The organism is Extibacter muris, from assembly GCF_004345005.1.
Lineage (GTDB): Bacteria > Bacillota > Clostridia > Lachnospirales > Lachnospiraceae > Extibacter > Extibacter muris.
Genome location: NZ_SMMX01000006.1, coordinates 73,264 through 91,439, shown reverse-complemented (window position 1 = coordinate 91,439; position 18,176 = coordinate 73,264). Strand labels below are relative to the sequence as shown.

Annotated in this window: 17 protein-coding genes, 1 pseudogene and 1 riboswitch; of the genes and pseudogenes, 15 read left to right on the top strand and 3 right to left on the bottom strand. The window is 49.6% G+C overall.

Annotated features, from left to right (window positions below; genetic code table 11):
* Positions 1–17: 17 nt before the first annotated feature.
* Both adhE and E1963_RS08810 read left to right on the top strand, forming a co-directional pair.
* Positions 18–2,633 carry a bifunctional acetaldehyde-CoA/alcohol dehydrogenase gene (adhE, locus tag E1963_RS08815; RefSeq protein ID WP_132277228.1) on the top strand — a complete coding sequence of 872 codons (2,616 nt, stop codon included), beginning with the start codon at positions 18–20 and terminating at the stop codon, positions 2,631–2,633.
* A 242-nt stretch (positions 2,634–2,875) separates the two neighbouring features.
* Positions 2,876–3,631, top strand: a complete 756-nt coding sequence (locus E1963_RS08810; protein ID WP_132277226.1) for an aminoglycoside phosphotransferase family protein — start codon at positions 2,876–2,878, stop codon at positions 3,629–3,631.
* A 109-nt stretch (positions 3,632–3,740) separates the two neighbouring features.
* Here the strand turns inward: E1963_RS08810 and E1963_RS08805 are convergent, their stop codons facing one another.
* On the bottom strand, positions 3,741–4,841 hold the full coding sequence (locus E1963_RS08805; RefSeq protein WP_132277224.1) for a coiled-coil domain-containing protein: 1,101 nt from the start codon (positions 4,839–4,841) through the stop codon (positions 3,741–3,743).
* 115 nt (positions 4,842–4,956) lie between these two features.
* On the opposite strand from E1963_RS08805, the gene E1963_RS08800 reads away from it, so the two are divergent.
* From E1963_RS08800 to E1963_RS08790, 3 genes are all read left to right on the top strand, one after another.
* Complete coding sequence (locus E1963_RS08800) at positions 4,957–5,544, top strand: hypothetical protein (RefSeq protein ID WP_132277222.1); 588 nt, start codon at positions 4,957–4,959, stop codon at positions 5,542–5,544.
* On the top strand, positions 5,528–6,355 hold the full coding sequence (locus E1963_RS08795; protein ID WP_132277220.1) for a Cof-type HAD-IIB family hydrolase: 828 nt from the start codon (positions 5,528–5,530) through the stop codon (positions 6,353–6,355). The genes E1963_RS08800 and E1963_RS08795 overlap by 17 nt, the downstream gene beginning before the upstream one ends.
* A gap of 86 nt (positions 6,356–6,441) precedes the next feature.
* A complete protein-coding gene (locus tag E1963_RS08790; protein WP_132277218.1) occupies positions 6,442–7,269 on the top strand; it encodes an undecaprenyl-diphosphate phosphatase in 828 nt (275 codons plus the stop codon).
* A 541-nt stretch (positions 7,270–7,810) separates the two neighbouring features.
* On the opposite strand, the gene E1963_RS21265 is transcribed toward E1963_RS08790, so the two are convergent.
* Complete coding sequence (locus tag E1963_RS21265; RefSeq protein WP_279230708.1) at positions 7,811–7,945, bottom strand: hypothetical protein; 135 nt, start codon at positions 7,943–7,945, stop codon at positions 7,811–7,813.
* A gap of 109 nt (positions 7,946–8,054) precedes the next feature.
* Here E1963_RS21265 and E1963_RS08785 point away from each other — a divergent pair, with 109 nt between their 5' ends.
* The 3 genes from E1963_RS08785 to E1963_RS08775 are packed head-to-tail and all read left to right on the top strand — an operon-like array spanning position 8,055 to position 10,279.
* Positions 8,055–8,834 (top strand): basic amino acid ABC transporter substrate-binding protein, encoded by a 780-nt coding sequence (locus E1963_RS08785; protein WP_132277216.1) that lies wholly within the window; start codon positions 8,055–8,057, stop codon positions 8,832–8,834.
* A 19-nt stretch (positions 8,835–8,853) separates the two neighbouring features.
* Complete coding sequence (locus E1963_RS08780) at positions 8,854–9,546, top strand: amino acid ABC transporter permease (RefSeq protein WP_066572641.1); 693 nt, start codon at positions 8,854–8,856, stop codon at positions 9,544–9,546.
* Positions 9,536–10,279 carry an amino acid ABC transporter ATP-binding protein gene (locus E1963_RS08775; RefSeq protein ID WP_132277214.1) on the top strand — a complete coding sequence of 248 codons (744 nt, stop codon included), beginning with the start codon at positions 9,536–9,538 and terminating at the stop codon, positions 10,277–10,279. The genes E1963_RS08780 and E1963_RS08775 overlap by 11 nt, the downstream gene beginning before the upstream one ends.
* Positions 10,280–10,577: 298 nt before the next feature.
* Here the strand turns inward: E1963_RS08775 and E1963_RS23070 are convergent.
* Positions 10,578–10,838 (bottom strand): annotated as a pseudogene (locus tag E1963_RS23070) (sugar transporter); the annotation flags it as partial.
* Between the two features lie 255 nt (positions 10,839–11,093).
* On the opposite strand from E1963_RS23070, the gene E1963_RS08765 reads away from it, so the two are divergent.
* From E1963_RS08765 to E1963_RS08735, 7 genes are all read left to right on the top strand, one after another.
* The gene (locus E1963_RS08765) at positions 11,094–11,849 is read left to right on the top strand and encodes an ATP-binding cassette domain-containing protein (RefSeq protein ID WP_132277210.1); all 756 of its coding nucleotides are present in this window, start codon (positions 11,094–11,096) and stop codon (positions 11,847–11,849) included.
* 13 nt (positions 11,850–11,862) lie between these two features.
* Positions 11,863–12,810 (top strand): ABC transporter permease, encoded by a 948-nt coding sequence (locus E1963_RS08760; protein ID WP_132277208.1) that lies wholly within the window; start codon positions 11,863–11,865, stop codon positions 12,808–12,810.
* Position 12,811: 1 nt separating this feature from the next.
* Positions 12,812–13,756: a carbohydrate kinase family protein gene (locus E1963_RS08755; protein ID WP_132277206.1), complete on the top strand. Its 945-nt coding sequence runs from the start codon at positions 12,812–12,814 to the stop codon at positions 13,754–13,756.
* A 39-nt stretch (positions 13,757–13,795) separates the two neighbouring features.
* Positions 13,796–14,884, top strand: a complete 1,089-nt coding sequence (locus tag E1963_RS08750) for a sugar ABC transporter substrate-binding protein (RefSeq protein ID WP_132277204.1) — start codon at positions 13,796–13,798, stop codon at positions 14,882–14,884.
* Positions 14,885–15,008: 124 nt separating this feature from the next.
* A complete protein-coding gene (locus E1963_RS08745; protein ID WP_132277202.1) occupies positions 15,009–16,055 on the top strand; it encodes an ADP-ribosylglycohydrolase family protein in 1,047 nt (348 codons plus the stop codon).
* Entirely contained in the window at positions 16,048–17,085 is a 1,038-nt protein-coding gene (locus tag E1963_RS08740) for an ADP-ribosylglycohydrolase family protein (RefSeq protein WP_132277200.1), read from the top strand. The genes E1963_RS08745 and E1963_RS08740 overlap by 8 nt, the downstream gene beginning before the upstream one ends.
* On the top strand, positions 17,079–17,867 hold the full coding sequence (locus E1963_RS08735; protein ID WP_132277198.1) for a pseudouridine-5'-phosphate glycosidase: 789 nt from the start codon (positions 17,079–17,081) through the stop codon (positions 17,865–17,867). The genes E1963_RS08740 and E1963_RS08735 overlap by 7 nt, the downstream gene beginning before the upstream one ends.
* A gap of 86 nt (positions 17,868–17,953) precedes the next feature.
* Positions 17,954–18,130, top strand: a riboswitch (cobalamin riboswitch).
* Positions 18,131–18,176: the final 46 nt, after the last annotated feature.

The window sequence follows — 18,176 nt, the reverse complement described above, 5'->3', positions numbered from 1 at the left end:
TACGGGAGGAACATAAAATGGCGAAGAAAAAGGAAGCAGTACCAGCAGTTGTTGACAGCGTAGAGACTCTCGAAGCTAAGATGAAAGCGATGAGAGAAGCTCAGAAAGTATTTGCTACATACACACAAGAACAGGTAGATAAGATATTCTATGAAGCGGCACTTGCGGCCAACAAGATGCGTATCCCCCTTGCGAAGCAGGCAGTCGAGGAGACGGGACGCGGCATCGTAGAAGATAAGGTCATCAAGAACCACTATGCTGCAGAGTATATCTATAATGCATATAAGAACACGAAGACATGCGGGGTGATCGAAGAAGATGCGGCTTTTGGAATCAAGAAGATTGCAGAACCGATTGGCCTAGTAGCGGCGGTCATTCCTACGACGAACCCCACATCTACGGCTATATTTAAGACGCTCATCTGCCTGAAGACGAGGAATGCCATCATCATCAGCCCTCATCCATCCGCCAAGGCTTCCACGATTGCGGCAGCCAAGATCGTACTTGATGCGGCAGTAAAGGCAGGCGCTCCGGAAGGCATCATCGGCTGGATCGATGTCCCATCTCTTGAACTTACGAACATGGTAATGAAGGAAGCAGATATCACTCTTGCCACCGGAGGCCCCGGCATGGTGAAGGCGGCCTACTCTTCCGGCAAACCGGCGCTTGGCGTGGGTGCCGGCAATACTCCTGTTATAATAGATGACACGGCAGATATCAAGATGGCAGTAAGTTCTATTATCCATTCCAAGACATTTGACAATGGTATGATATGTGCTTCTGAACAGACCGTTACGGTTCTTGACAGCATATATGATGAGGTGAAGAAAGAGTTCGCGTACAGAGGGTGCTATTTCCTGAAGAAGGGCGAGGAGCTCGACAAGGTGCGTAAGACGATTATAATAAACGGCGCCCTCAACAACAAGATTCCCGGAAAGTCTGCCTATGAGATAGCTAAGCTCGCCGGTGTTGAAGTTCCAGAAGATACGAAGATTCTTATAGGCGAAGTCGAATCCGTAGATATCTCTGAAGAATTTGCCCATGAGAAGCTGTCACCGGTACTCGGAATGTACAGGGCGAAAACATATGATGAAGCGCTTGCAAAGGCAGAACAGCTCGTAGCCGACGGCGGATATGGACATACGGCATCTCTGTATGTCCATCCGGCAGAGAAGGAAAAGATTGCAAAGCACGCGGCAGCAATGAAGACGTGCCGGATACTTATCAACACGCCGTCATCCCACGGAGGAATCGGTGACTTATACAACTTCAAGCTTGCTCCGTCTCTGACTCTCGGATGCGGTTCCTGGGGAGGCAACTCCGTATCAGAAAACGTTGGAGTAAAACATCTGATCAATATCAAGACGGTTGCTGAGAGGAGAGAAAACATGCTTTGGTTCAGAACACCTGAGAAGGTATACTTTAAGAAAGGCTGTATGCCTGTTGCACTTGACGAACTTGGAACAGTTATGAAGAAGAAAAAAGCATTTATCGTAACGGATTCCTTCCTATATAAGAACGGCTATGTCGCTCCGATTGAGGAGAAATTAGACGAGATGGGCATCCAGCATACATGCTTCTATGAAGTGGCACCAGACCCGACGCTGCAGTGTGCACAGAAGGGTACCGATCAGATGAAGCAGTTCGAGCCTGATACGATTATCGCCCTTGGCGGAGGTTCCGCTATGGACGCAGCCAAGATCATGTGGGTGATGTACGAGCATCCGGAAGCGAACTTTGAAGACATGGCAATGGACTTCATGGATATCCGCAAGAGGGTGTACACCTTCCCTAAGATGGGTGAGAAGGCATACTTTGTGGCGATTCCAACCTCTTCAGGAACAGGGTCCGAGGTGACGCCTTTTGCAATTATCACAGACGCAGACACCGGCGTCAAATGGCCGATAGCAGATTATGAGCTGCTTCCGAATATGGCTATCGTCGATGTAGATAATATGATGACACAGCCAAAAGGACTTACAAGCGCTTCTGGCATCGATGTCATGACACACGCGATAGAGGCATATGTATCAATCATGGCTACAGACTATACAGACGGGCTTGCGATGAAAGCAGTGAAGAATGTATTTGAGTATCTGCCTTCTGCATACAAAAATGGGGCAAATGACCCGAAAGCGCGTGAGATGATGGCTAACGCCTCCTGTATGGCAGGTATGGCATTCGCCAATGCGTTCCTCGGGCTCAACCACTCCATGGCACACAAGCTGGGCGCGTTCCACCATCTGCCGCACGGTGTGGCCAATGCAGTCGTCCTCACAGAGGTTATCAGGTATAATGCAGCAGAAGTGCCGACCAAGATGGGGACATTCTCACAGTACGAATATCCACATGCGCTTGCAAGATACGCAGAACTGGGACGCTTCGCAGGATGCCAGGGCAAAGATGACCAGGAAGTGCTCGACAGCTTCATAGCAAAGCTGGAAGACCTGAAAGAAAAGATAGGTATCAAGAAGACGATCAAAGATTACGGCATCGACGAGAAATACTTCTTAGATACGCTGGACGACATGGTAGAACAGGCATTCAACGACCAGTGCACAGGAGCAAATCCAAGATATCCGCTCATGAAAGAGATTAAAGAAATTTACCTGAAATGCTACTACGGTAAATAACATAATTTGTAATTAGGGACGTAACCTTTTTGAATTTTGTTACGTCCCTAATTGCATTTTGTGGTGTACCTATATGAAGACAACCGTGTACCTTTAAACTATAGTTAAAATATTAACAATAAAGCATCGTGAAAATAATAAGTTAAAAATATATCAAACTCTCTTTTCAAATGAATCCCAGAGGTGTATAATAGCAATATCTAATAAATGAACGGCTGTAATTACTAAAAGGAGGCAGAACTATGAATATGGAAAATGCTGTATTGATTGTTGAGAGACCACATAAGAAGGTGTATAAATGTGAAAAAAACATTGTCAAAGTCTTTCATCCGGAGCATCCGAAGGCGGACGTGTTCAACGAGGCGTTGAATACTGCGAGGGTGGAGGCTGCGGGCCTTGATATACCGAAGGTTAAGGAAGTGACGGAGATTGACGGCAGGTGGTCGCTTGTCATCGAATATAAAGACGGCAAGACGTTGGAAGAGATGATGGCTGTCGATGCAGATAATATGGAGAAGTATATGGAAGATTTTGTGGACCTACAGCTCCAGATGCACGGCAAGAAGTCCCCCCTGCTCAACAAGCTTCATGATAAGCTGGCACGGCAGATAAATGGCTTGAAGGAACTGGACGCTACGACGAGGTATGATCTGCTGACGAGGCTTGACAGCATGCCGAAGCATGATAAAGTCTGCCACGGGGACTTTAATCCGAGCAATGTGATCGTGGGAAAGAACGGGAAGATGACGATCGTCGACTGGGCACATGCCACTCAGGGCAATGCCAGCGCGGACGCAGCCATGACGTATCTGCTGTATGCTTTGAAGAACGAGGAGACTGCGGACTTGTATCTGAAGATATTCTGCAGGAAGTCCGACACTGCAAGGCAGTACGTACAGCAGTGGCTTCCAATCGTGGCGGCCGCTCAGCTTGCTAAGGATAATGAACTGGAAAAGGAATTCCTCATGAAATGGATAGATGTGATGGACTATCAATAAAAGCCGTAGGAGTCCGGCGGGATATTTAGAAAACAAAAATCCGGAGAAGAATACATAAAATTCTTCTCCGGAATATTTACTCCTGCCAGATGTTCGGCAAACGTTCCGTCTACCAGAACACGTTGCCGCCTACGTTGACTCCTGAGGCGCCTGTCCATGCAGCATTGAACGAATAGCAGTTAAGAACTGCAGAATGCCTTGCTCCGCCAAGCGCCGCCTGGGCGGCTGAATAGGCAGATTGTGACGGCCCTCTCGCCAGGACCCGGTTCAGGCTGCCGTCCCATGTAGGGGCAAACTGGCCTGACTGGTAGATGACTCCGCTGATAGTATTCGGATAACTCGGGCTGGCTACCCGGTTCATGATAACCGTGGCAACAGCCAGCATCCCATCGTAGCTTCCGCCTGCCTCGCACTCAAGTATAGCGGCAAATAACGCTGTGTCAGATACATTGGCATCTATAGAACCACCGTTGTTGACAGTCCCTCCGTTATTGCCATTCGTATTGCTGTTATTATTACCATCGTCAGTCTTGCCCGGCGCTGTAGTAGGGCCGGCAACGGAATTATCCTGGGCGGTTCGGCTTGCCGCCGCCGCGGCTTTCGCACGTTCCAGCTGTGCACTGTACTCGGACAATTCACCTGAAGTAGAAGATATCTTCGCATTTAATGCTTCCTGTTTGGATTTAAGGTCGCTTTGCAATCCCGCTAATTCTTCTTGTTGTGTTTCTAAGGTTCCCTGTTTCTTCTCGATGTCGGCCCGGGCTGTCTGAAGTTCGTCCAACATCTGTCTGTCGTATGTACTTATATTAGTTACAAATTCTGCCTTGTTCAAAAAATCCGCCATGTTTTCGGATGATAAAAGAATCTCAAGCAATGAGGCGCTGCCGCCTTCATACATGAACTTGATCCTGTCCTTCATGGCATCATACTGGGCATCCTCGTTAAGCTTAGCGGCGGCTACATCCAGCTTGGACTTTTCGACCGCGGCAGACAGCTCCTCTATCTTAGAGGATGTTGCATCCAGTTCGTCACACAAAGCGGACAGCTGACTGTTGAGGTCGTTGAGCTCCCCCTGCAGATCAGAAGTCTTTCCTTCTAACTCGTTTGTTGAAGGTTCTGCATATACCGACGTATTAACAGAAGCAATTGTTACGGCGCAAGTGAGACACATTGCAGCACGCAATATACGTTTCTTTTTCGTACTCTTCATATACATTTCCTTTCCCTTTTTAGCGAGTGCTTTTCTATTATACAACAAATTGCTTTATAAAGCAAATTTTGTTAAAATAGAACATAGAATGTATGGACGTGGAGGAAAGGGCTTTATGAGAAAATACGAAGAAGAGCACTATAAGTATGAAAATATCAAAGACGTGGTATATCCTTGGATTAAGGAGGAGCTTATCGACAGCCATGCGCTCAACGGGAAACATATATCTGAAAAAGATACTCCGGTCGTATCTTTTGTCGGCGGATTGAAAATAATCTTTGTAATCAAACGGGCCGATGATACTTTTGAAGTGATGAAGGATAATATGCTGCCGCCTGACTGCGATATAGAAGAATTATATCATCTGTCATGTGAAAATCTGATACGAGATGTGGAGTTTGTAATAGCGAATACATGGTATGGCGCTTTTGCCATCATTGCGGACGGACATCACGAGTGCAGCTCCCTTTGCTTTAAGCATATATGGCAGGTATGCGTAGATAAGCTCAAAGATAATATTATAATAATGGCGCCGACGAAAGATATGGTTCTTTTTGCCGCGGAAGGTCAGGAGGACATAGTCAGGAAGATGGTTGACCATGGAAGACAGGCGTATGAAAGTTCTTCAGAAAAGATCAGCCAGTCGCTGCTTCTGTTTTCTAAGGACAGAAAGGAACTGACGGTATATGAAAAAAAATATTAAGATGGTGGCATTTGACCTGGACGGCACGCTGCTGACGACGAAAAAGGTATTCACAGAACGGGCAAAGGACGCCATAACAAAGGCCGCCGCCCGGGGAATCGTAATGCTTCCCGCTACGGGCAGGCCGCTGACGGCTATCCCGGAAGAGATCCTGTATTTTCCGGGAATCAGGTACGCCGTTACCGCCAATGGGGGAAGGGTCATGGATACCGCCCGCAACAAAGCGATATTTGAAGAGCTTGTTCCTCCGGAGATTGCGCGAAAAGTATTGGATATTTACGAACATTATGATACACTACGAGAAGTATATTATGACGGAGCGGGATTTGCAGAAGAAAAGATGCTCGTGCGGATTAAAGATTTCTTCGGAATATCAGCAATGGCGGATTATATTCTGTCCACAAGGATGCCGGTTGATGATATCAGAAGAAAATTTGAAACCGAAGGCAGAGCGGTAGATAAAGTACAGGCTGTATTTGCTGATCTGGCAGATAAGCAAAAAGCGCTCGATGAGCTGAAGGCTGTGGACGGAATCGAAGTGACCGGAGCGCTTGTCAATAATATCGAAGTAAGTGTTAAGGGAGTCAATAAGGGCAACGCGCTCTTGCGGCTCGGCGAGATGCTTCATATTAAAAAAGAAGAGATCCTGGCGCTGGGGGATGGCGCTAACGATATTGAAATGCTGAAGAAAGCCGGTTTCGGCGTTGCTATGGAGAATAGTTCTGATGAAGTGAAAAGCGCCGCGGACTTCGTGACGGTATCAAATGATGAGGAAGGCGCCGCCAGGGTAATCGAAGAGTATGTGTTGTAACCTTTTGGCAGGATAGCTGTATAAGATGTGGCACAGGGTGCAGAAAGTGACTGCAGATACGCTGTGGATTAAGAAGGGAGAAAAGGATGTTAGATATTATTAAAGTTATTATTCTGGGGATTGTAGAAGGGATTACGGAATGGCTGCCGGTCAGCAGCACCGGGCACTTGATTCTTGTAGGGGATGTGCTGAAGCCGAGCATGTCGGCCGGGTTTATGGAGATGTTCAACGTGGTTATCCAGCTCGGGGCTATCATGGCGGTCGTCGTACTTTATTTCCACAAGCTGAATCCATTTTCTCCACGCAAGTCGAGGAAGCAGAAGATGCTCACATGGCAGATGTGGATCAAAGTAGTAATCGCTTCCGTTCCGGCCGGGATTATCGGCATACTGTTTAATGATATTCTTGACGAACTGTTCTATAAACCATTGCCGGTAGCGGTCATGCTCATCCTGTACGGCGTGCTGTTTATCATAATCGAGAACCGTAATGCCCACAGGAAACCGAGCATAAGCCGGATATCTGACCTCACGGTACCGATGCTGCTATGGATAGGGTTCTTCCAGATGCTTGCGCTGATTCCGGGGACGTCCAGATCGGGCGCGACCATCGTCGGCGCACTGATCATCGGAGTTTCAAGAGAGATTGCGGCGGAATTCACCTTCTTCCTTGCCATACCGGCGATGTTTGGGGCAAGCCTCATAAAGCTCATCAAGTTCGGTTTCCACTTTACAGGTGCGGAATTCGGCCTGCTCATGCTAGGCTGCATCGTATCATTCGGGCTGTCCATCGTGGCAATCCGTTTCCTGATGGGCTACATCAAGAAACACGACTTCAAAGTATTCGGCTGGTACCGGATCGTGCTGGGCGGGATAATAGTCATATCCGCGGCCGTGCAGATTTTCCTTAAATAAATGGGAGTTTAGTAAGCCAGACCGCCGAAGGACAGGTATGGGGCATCTGCTTTACTGGCACGGGCGGGAGTGGCTGTGTGATACTGCCGGCTGATGGTAGGGCTTTGGCTGTGTCAGCATAGTGATAAGGGACTAAGCAGGTTGATAATCTTAGTTGAAAGTAATCGTAATGAAGAAGAGCCGGAATCAGGTACGGAGATGTTTATGAGATGACATCCCCTGCCTGGTTCCGGCTCTTCTTGCAGCAACGGCGTGCGCACCTCGATTTAAGCGCGTACAAAGGCCTTTACAAAGCTCCATAGTAAAACCGATTGGAAGCTCGCTCTGCCCGTTCCATCGGCGGCCACAGATTTCTTCTATCACTGCACATATTAAACTTGCTATTTTTTATCAGCCATCTCACGCAGCCAGCGGCTATCCGCTGGCCAGTAACGCCCCACAGCCGCCCTCGCCCTTGTTAAGTGAAGTAGATAGCGTGCGGGGAGCCGGGTGGTAGATGCGAAGGTGTAAGAGTAAGAGGCGGAGAATCCGTCCCGGAATCCTAGGTTTGTGGGAGAGGAGCTGCTATCAGCGACTCTGCCGCAAAGTTAGGAGGCCGTGGACCAGTCGCAGCCTCGGACGCATCGGAGCAGATGCCACCCGGCTCCCTGTCCGCGGTCTGTTTCACTAAACTCACAATTCATTGCAGATTCTACTTGTTTTTCCCGGAAAACATGATAAAATATGTACTAGACTTGTATTTTTATGCAGAATATGTTATCAATAAAATTTGGAGGAATAATATTATGAAATTGAAGAAATTATTGAGCGTACTGTTAGTTGGTGCTTGTGTCGTCTCCCTGGCCGCATGTGGTTCCAAAAAGGATGAGAAAAGTGACGATGGTGATAAGAATTCCAAAGACACGCTGGTAATGGCGACGAACGCGGAGTTCCCGCCATATGAGTTCCGCGACGGAGACAAGATCGTCGGTATCGATGCAGAGGTCGCGCAGGCTATCGCCGATAAGCTTGGAATGGAGCTGAAGATTGAGGATATGGCGTTTGACTCTATCATTCCAGCCGTTACAAGCGGAAAAGCTGACTTTGGCGCAGCCGGGCTTACAGTGACAGAGGACCGTAAAAAGAATGTCGACTTTACAGATACTTATGCGAAGGCAACCCAGGTAATCATGGTAAAGGAAGACAGCGACGTGGCAGGTCCGGACAATCTGGAAGGCAAGAAGATAGGCGTACAGCTTGGAACGACAGGCGATATGTATGCCGGCGACATCAAAGATGCAGAAGTAGAACGTTACAATAAAGGATTCGAGGCGGTCCAGGCCGTACAGCAGGGCAAGATTGACGCTGTAGTCATCGATGGCGAGCCAGCCAAAGAATTTGTAAAACAGGCGGAAGGGATCAAGATTCTGGATGAAGCGTTTACAGAGGAAGAGTATGCGCTTGCAGTAGATAAAGGAAATGACGATCTGCTCAAGAAGATCAATGACGCGCTGAATGATCTGAAAGAAAATGGCAAGCTGGACGAAATCGTAGATAAATACATCAATGCAGATGATGCAGAATAAAGAGATAAGGATGTAAGGTATGTTACAGACATGGCAGGATAAATTCGTTGCAAATTTTATAGAAGAGAACCGCTGGAAATATCTGCTGGACGGTCTGAAGGTCACGCTTCAGATTACGTTTTTTGCCGTGCTCATCGGTATTGCGCTTGGTTTCCTTGTGGCAATCGTACGCTCCACTTATGACAGGACAGGAAAGCTCAAGATCCTGAATCTGCTGTGCAAGCTGTACCTGACGGTCATACGTGGAACTCCTGTCGTCGTACAGCTGCTTATCATATACTTTGTCATATTCGGAAGCACGGATGTCGACAAGGTGTTCGTGGCAGTTCTGGCGTTCGGCATCAATTCGGGAGCTTACGTGGCGGAGATATTCCGTTCCGGCATCATGTCCATCGACAACGGGCAGTTTGAAGCGGGACGGAGCCTGGGATTCAATTACGTCCAGACGATGATACATATTATAATGCCGCAGGCATTCAAGAATGTACTGCCTGCGCTTGGAAATGAATTTATCGTGCTCCTGAAAGAGACATCCGTATCCGGCTATATTGCCATGCAGGATCTGACGAAGGGCGGGGATATCATAAGGAGCCAGACATTTGACGCTTTTATGCCCCTTATCGGCGTCGCCCTTATCTACCTGGCCATGGTATTGATATTTACAAAGCTTGTAAATATGCTGGAAAGGAGGCTGAGGAGCAGTGACCATTAATGGAGAGACATTGATTAAAGTAGAAGGCCTGCATAAGATATTCGGGGAGCTGCATGCACTTGACGGAGTTTCCGAGGAGATACGCAAAGGGGAAGTGGTCGTCGTCGTAGGACCGTCAGGTTCCGGCAAATCTACCTTCCTGCGTTCCCTCAATCTGCTGGAAGTGCCGTCCAGAGGGCATGTGTACTTTGAAGGTACCGATATTACCGGCAGGAATGTGGATATCAACAAGCACCGCCAGAAGATGGGGATGGTATTCCAGCACTTTAACCTGTTCCCCCACAAGACGATACTGCAGAACATCACGCTGGCACCTGTCAAGCTGCTGAAGAAGAGCAAGGAAGAGGCGGAAGAAAAAGCCATGGATCTGCTCAGGCTCGTAGGGCTGGAGGAGAAGGCGAACGCGTATCCTTCACAGCTGTCAGGAGGACAGAAGCAGAGGATTGCTATCATACGTTCTCTGGCGATGGATCCGGAGGTGATGCTTTTTGATGAACCGACGTCCGCCCTCGACCCGGAGATGGTAGGAGAAGTGCTGGAGCTTATGAAGAAGCTGGCGCAGGACGGCATGACCATGGTCGTGGTGACGCATGAGATGGGATTTGCCAAGGAAGTGGCGACCCGGGTCATCTTCATGGATGAAGGGCAGATCAAGGAACAGGGAAGTCCCGCGGAGTTCTTCGGAAACCCGAAGGAACCAAGGCTTCAGGAATTCCTCTCGAAGATACTGTAGCATTATAATATACGCAATTTAAAGCATGTGCGCTGCTGGAGGAAGATTGACTTATAAGGGATGCAGAGAAAAGAATAAGACGGAGAGGTTACAGAGAGCGGAGCAGATTCCCGCTCTCTGTTTTTTCGTTCCAAACAAGGATAAAGGTTAACTAGACAGGAAGTTCGAGATAGATGTCTTTCCCTTCTTTAATGGAGATAACGACTTTCCCGCTCTTCACTGTCGTAACGGCGCCCGATACACCGATATCAAGCGAGGCGGGTTCAGCGGCTTCCTCTTCAGAGGCAGGTTCTTTGGCATCGGAGACTTCTTTAAAGCCCTCTACGTTGTCCATCGTCAATGGACAGAGGGAGTCGCTTGTCTTGGTCAGCCTGGCGCCCAGTACCTGTTCAATCGTCAGGCAGCCGTCTAAAGATAGAAGCCCGGAATCCACGAGTTCGTCAAAGATTGCAGGATCCTCCAGATTAGATGCCTCGATGGTTATACCTTCTTCAGCCCGGCAGCATAGCACGGCCGGGTCATTTGCATGTTCTTTTGCTGTTTCTGCTGTAATAGACATTGATTTATTACCTCCTGTTTTTATTACTTTAAGTATAGTTAACATATTCCGGGATATCCAATTGCTTTTTTTAATATTGCCACGAAATTTATAGAACATGTCTATGCCGTTCCTCCTGTTAACACTTATATATAGAATCGCTCTATATAGTTATTGGAACAATCAATTTTACTTGACAACATTAAAGTGCTAACATAACTATGTATTGAATATCTATAATTTGACATTTTTCAATAGCAATCAAGAGGAAATGTAATGAATACGAAAGAAGTTGTCATCACACCTTTTCTGGAGACGGAAGACATCTATAAAAGCTTCAACCAGGTAAAAGCTTTAAAGGGGGTGTCGGTGAATGCATTCGGCGGCGAAGTGCTGGCCATTGTCGGAGACAATGGCGCGGGGAAATCGACATTGATCAAGATACTGTCCGGAGTCCTTCAGCCGGACAGCGGGATTATCCGCATAGAAGGAAAAGAATATAAAAGGCTGACGCCAAAAAAAGCCGCTGAAACAGGTATCTCTACCGTGTATCAGGATTTGGCGCTTGGCAATACGATGAACGTGGCCGCGAACCTGTTCCTTGGCAGTGAGATTGCAAAAGGGGGCATTCTACAGAAAAAAAAGATGCGCGAAGAAGCGGAGGAGCTGCTTAAGAATCTGGATATCCATATCCCGGACGTGACTGAGACTGCAGGGAATCTGAGCGGTGGACAGCGTCAGGGCGTGGCGGTGGCAAGGCTTGTACATAAGGGCGGGAGGATTTTGATATTTGATGAGCCCACGGCGGCGATGGGGCTGAACGAATCAGCCGCGGTCTTAAAGCTGATCAAAAGGCTGGCGTCGCAAGGGTTCGCGGTCATCGTAATCAGCCACAACCTTCCGCAGGTATTCCACATATCAGACCGGATCTGTGTGATGCGGCAGGGAAAAGTAATAAAAGAGCTGGTGACGGAAGATACGACGATGGATGAAGTGGTGGCTATGATTACGGGAGCATCCACTACATCGTAGCGGGGGAATCATCTTGAAGAAGAGACTGAAGAACAATTCATATACGTTTATACTATTTGGGGTACTGACGCTGCTGACCGTAGTGATGGCGGCAGCGTCCCCCTACTTTTTTTCTTGGAAAAACTTCAGAAATATACTGAACCAGTCAGCGATATACCTTGTATTGTCCATCGGCATGACGCTCGTCATATGCGCGGGGCAGATAGACCTGTCCGTGGGCGCGGTCATCGGCTTCTCCGGGATGAGCATGGGAATGCTCCTGAAGGCCGGAGTGCCTGCACAGGCCGCGGTCATTCTCGGACTGCTTATTGCTGCTTTGGCCGGCTTTCTGAATGGCTGGATCGTGGCATACGGGAGGATCAATTCGTTTATCGTGACGTTAAGCACTATGACGATATTAAGGGGCATCATACTGGTTCTCACAAATGCAAAGTCTGTGTTCGGATTCGGGCCTGTCTTCGGCTTTATAGGGAGTGGAAGAGTCGGGCCTGTAAACATGCCTATTATCATATCGGTCATCATGGCTGCCATCGGTTCTGTGCTGCTTCATAAAACGAAGTTCGGCAACTACTGCCTCTTTACCGGTTCCAATGAGGTCGCGCTGAACCGGTCCGGCGTCAATGTCAAGAAATATAAGGTTCTGGTATTTACCTTCTGTGGCCTGTGCGCGGGGATAGCAGGCATGATCGTAACAGCAAGGCTGAATTCAGCGGAGCCTCTGGCGGGGCAGGGTTATGAGATGGATGCTATTGCAGCGACGATTCTCGGAGGGACGAGCATGCGGGGTGGAAAAGGAAGCATCATCGGTACCGTGGCTGCCTGTTTCATCCTGAACGTCATGAAGAACGGCCTGACGTTATTATCCATATCCACACATTATCAGGAAATCCTGACAGGCCTGATCCTGCTCGTATCGGTCCTTATATCTGAGAGCAGCCAAAGAAGAAAGAGCGAGGTATAGTATGGGGAAAAAATTATTATCTCTTGGGGCAGTTGCCATGGATATCGTAATTAACAGCCATGAGCTTCCAAAAGACGATGGGTTTGCATTAATCAGCCAGGAAAGGATGCTCCCCGGCGGGAGCGCATCTAATGTATCAGTCTCCGCGGCACACTTCGGCCTGAAGGCATTCCAGACTGGTAAAATCGGTGATGATAATGTCGGCAGGGAATTCCTGAGGACGCTGGCGGCGGACGGTGCAGACGGGCGGCATGTAGTAGTCAAAAAGGACGGGACGACGCTTCATACATATATTATGACTGCCCCCGGAGGAAGACACTGCATCTTTGCCAATACCGGGGATACGGTCTGCACGCTCGTGCCGGAAGAGCTGCCGGACGATATTATGGATGCTATGGATATATTCTACAATGACATGTTCTCTCCTAAGGCGGCCCTCTGGATTGCCAGGAAGGCTGTGGAACAGGGCAAGCCGGTTCTCTACAATATGCAGTGCGTTCCGTCATTTATGGAAAAATGTGGAACCACTATGGAAGAGATAGAGGAGATGATGCGGCTGTGCACCGTATTCGTGAGCGGCAGAGACGGATATTACGAGCTTACAGGTGAGACAGACTATCGGAAAGCCATGCGCGCAGTCTGGAAAAAGTACCGGGTCAGAGACGGCGTTATCTGCACGGCAGGCGGTGAAGGAGCCATTTGGTATGACGGCAGGGAATATGAAGTGCCCGCATATGACATAGACCCGGTGGATACGACCGGGGCCGGCGACTGTTTTCTCGGGGGACTTCTATATGCCTATTTTCAGGAAGGGCAGGACAAAGAGGCTGCTCTGGCATTTGCCAATGCGTCTGCGGCAATCAAGTGTCTGCAGGAAGGGCCAAGAAGCCGGGCGGATGTAGCAGCTGTTATGGAGTTTAAAGATTCTCAATGTAAAGAACTTTAACGATAAATCAATCTTAACGAACTGAAGGAGGAAATTATTATGAAAAGAAAAGTGGTCAGTATGCTCTTGTGCATAGCTATGGTGGCGTCGATGGCGGCAGGATGTAGTTCAGGCGGGGCAAAAGACGACGGCAAAGATACCGCGAAGACAGAAGAGAAGGAAGAGACCGAGGAAGTATCTGCGGATACGGTATTTGGCAAAGCGCTTGCACAGGTGAATGAAGACCTTGCACCGCTTCCGGCGAAGGATACAGGCAAAAAGCTGGCGGCAATCGAGAGCACCCTTACAAATTCCTTCTGGGTCACGATGCAGGAGGGATATGAAGACACTGCCAAAGAGTATGGGGTGACGATTGATGTGCAGGCTACGGATTCTGATACGGATACGACAGGACAGCTTGATATCCTGAACAACATGCTCGTAAAAGATTATGAAGCGATTGCAGTATCTCCGCTTACGGAGGACTGTCTCATATCCGGCATTGTCACGGCCAATCAGAATGACGTCAAGATCATCACTACAGGAAATGAAGTAAATGAGGATACACTCAAAGAGGCCGGCGGCAAGATAGATGCGAAAATCACCGTGGATTTCTATAACCAGGGGGTCATGGGCGCACAGTATATCATCGATAAGATGGAGAGCAAAGGCCAGGTCGCAGTAATTGCAGGAAATGAAGGCGCCACGCAGTCGGATGCCCGCAGGGATGGGGCAAAGGATACCTTTGAGGATGCCGGGATGGATGTCGTGGCTGTAGAGCAGTGCGACTTTGACGCGCAGAAAGCATATGACGCGGCAGCGGCTATCATTGAAGCGAATCCGGATCTCGCCGGCATCGCATGCGGCAATGACGATATGGCTCTTGGAGTTGTGCGTGCTCTGGAAGAGAAAGGTGTCAAAGAGGATGTGACGGTTGTAGGTGTTGATTTCACAGAGGAGGCAAAGGCGGCGATCGAGGAAGGCACATACGACGCTTCTGTAGCCATGTCACCGTACCTGATGGGGCGTGAGGCAGTCATAATCATGCTAAAAGCGTTAGAGGGACAGGATGTATCTAAAGTTGGAGACAGCACGCCGATGGCAGTCGTGGATGCCGGAAATGTAGGTCAGATGACGGACTGGCATTAATCTCTGGCCCATATACGATAAAAAGTGAAGCAGGTCGGGGGAGATGTCCACAGGGCATGTCCCCTTTCCTGTGAAAACGGCAGGACGCCGACGTGACACGAGAGGATAAGGAGGGGACAATACGATGTATGACAGGATACTTGGGGGTCTGGTTGGAGCAGCCGCGGGCGATGCCATGGGAGCGGCAACGGAAGCCAGGACGACGGAGCAGATTATCGAATACTTCGGACATGAAGTGACGGACTTTGAGAAGCCCCCGATGGATACGTTCGGAGCGGGGAACGTACCTGGACAGCTGACGGATGATTTCAGCTCTGCGTATTTTGTGGCAAGGCATATCGCGGATAATCACGGGGAAGTGACGAAGGAAATCGTGCAGGAGGCGTTGATCGACTGGTCGGAGCACGCGGTGTTCTTTGACCGGTTCGCAGGGCCGACGACGAGGCTTGCAATACGGAGATACAAGGGGGAGCAGATTGAACGGTCAGGCGGGGTGGAGCTGGTCACAAGACAGGCCACCAATGGCGCGGCCATGAAGATATCGCCCATCGGGCTTCTCAATGCCGGTAATATCGGACAGGCTGTCAAAGATGCCGTGACGGTGACCATGGTAACGCATGACAACTATCTGGCCCTTTCAGGGGCCTGCGCGGTTGCCGCGGCGGTAAGCCGTGCCGTCATGCCGGACGCTGACGTCTATCATGTGCTTCATGCCGGACTATACGGAGCCAGGGAAGGGGAACGCATCGGCAGGGAAGTGGCAAGGGATGTGGCAGGTCCGTCCGTCGCCAAGCGGATGGAGATGGCAATCGACATTGGCCTGGGAAGGGGCACGCCCAGAGAGAAGATGGTTGAGATAGGGCACCGCATCGGCGCGGGGCTGCATGTTTCAGAAGCGATTCCGTCTGCATTCGGGCTCTTTGCAGCGAACGGAGGGGATGCGCTCGGCTCCGTAGTAGGAGCCGTTAACGTGGGGTATGACACAGATACTATCGCCACGATGTCGGGAGCCATAGCGGGCACGTTAAGAGGCGCGGGTGCATATCCGGTCCATTTCCTTCCGACACTTCAGGAGGCCAACCATCTGGATATCGAGAAGCTGGCAAGAGATCTCACTGAGATTGCGCAGGACAGGCTCCGCAAGCACAAAGGAGGAGACGCAGATGAATAGAAAGGTACTGGGCTGTCTGCTTGGAGCTGCCGTGGGAGATGCCATGGGAGCAGCCACGGAGACAAAATCTGTAAGGCAGATAGAGCAGACATTCGGCGGAAAAGTAAGGGAATTCAAAGAACCTCCCGCGGATACGCCGGCCAGAGGAAGAAGGGCGGGACAGGTGACGGATGCGTTCAGCATTCCATATATCCTGACAGCACATCTGATTAAGGAAGGCGGAAAAGCCACCAGGGAACTGGGAGAGCGGGCATTGCTGGAATGGGGGCGGACGGAGTATTTCGAGCCTTTTGCAGGCATGACGACGAGAAATGCTGTAAACCGCCTGAAAAAGGATGGAAACATGAGCGCATGGGCTTATGCAGGACATCTCGGTAATAAACTGTATAAGGGCCATTATTATGCGTTATCTTCTAATGGAGCGGCGAGCAAGGCATATCCGGAAGGGCTGATCAGTAACGGTGATATCGAGAAGGCGATTGCAGACACGGTAGAGATAACAATGTCTTCCCATGACGATCCTTACAGCATATCCGGAGCGTGTGCGGTCGCGGCAGCAGTCAGTGAGGCAATACATGATTCAACATCGGTATATCAGATAATACAGGCTGCACGTTATGGAAGCATACGAGGCGAGGAACTGGCAAGGGCACGGGAAGATATCTGGACGTATCCGGGGCCGTCTGTCACAAAGCGGATTGAAATGGCGGCCGAGATTGCCGTCTGCTGCAAAAGCAAAGAAGAAGCAGTGGCGGAACTTGCGCAGCGGATCGGGAGCGGGCCTGCCGTTTCAGAGACCGTCCCGATGGCGCTTGGAATCCTCATTGCAGACGGTGGAGATACGATGGAAAGCATCTATGACGCGGTAAATATCGGGGATGAGACGAGTGCCGTGGCATGTATCACAGGCGCTATTGCAGGAGCATACAATGGTGCGGACAGCATTACGGAAGGATATCTTGAACTCATAGAGCGGGAGAACGATATGAATCTTACCGGTCAGGCAGAAGGGATCGAATCGTTATGGTAGGGCATCTGGTGGAATCTGCGCTTCTGGCCCACGGACTGAAAAGTATCAGCGATGAAAAGCTGATGCGGACATGGCCCCACGACGATGCCGCGATTGCATGGATGGAAAAAGGCAGGCTGATAACAGGGGGAATCGAAAAATTCTGCGCATTCAGAAGAAAAGCCAGCGATTATGGAAGAATAAACTATTACAATTATGACAGCTGTATGACAGATGGATGGTCAGGGGCCCTCACTGCTTCAGGGACAATGCGGGCGTGTGAGGCGCTTGGGCTGCCCCTGGCAGTGACGTGCGGGATGGGCGGCCTTATGGAAGGGCAGGAGCCGGAGGAATGTCATGACCTTCAGGCACTGGCGGAGAGTCCGGTCTCCCTGCTGGCAGCCGCGCCTAAGGATATGTTTGATCTTGGCCGGACCGTCCGGGCGATGAAGGCGGCAGGAATCACAATCCTCGGATATGAGTCGGATGTATGCGACGGCTATATATTTGCCGGAGAGCCGGTCAGCCTTTCCGGCCGGTGGGCCGGAGAGGTTCCGGCAGGGAGAAGGCTTTTCCTGAGAGGAATCCGGTCAAAATACAGGATTCCTGACAGGGGGCTGTTGAGACAGGCATACGAATACGGAAAAGGCCGTAAGAGGGAGGGGATACATTTTCATCCGGCGGTCAATGAAAAGCTGGATGAGCTGACAGCCGGAAGATCTTCCAGAATCCAATACGACGCATTGGCTGACAACATAACATGGGCGGAAGAACTCATCCATATACTTCGGGAAATAAAGTAAGGGAGTTTCCTGTCTGGATTCATAGAAAGCCTCTATAAAGACATTAGGAATATCAATTAGGACGTGAAAATTATCTGTGTTATCATATAGGCAGTAACGTATATAGTGATGCTGCGGCATTGAAAAGGGAATCTGGTGTGAATCCAGGACAGCCCTCTCTACTGTGTGACGGACAACGGTTCCGGAAGCCACCCGGGAATCGGGGAAGGCGGAACCCTAGGAAGAAGTCGAGTCAGGAGACCTGCTATATATATAGATTTCTTTTCGGTGGGGAAAGGACAGAGGCTGTGCTGTCCTTTCTCTGCCGTT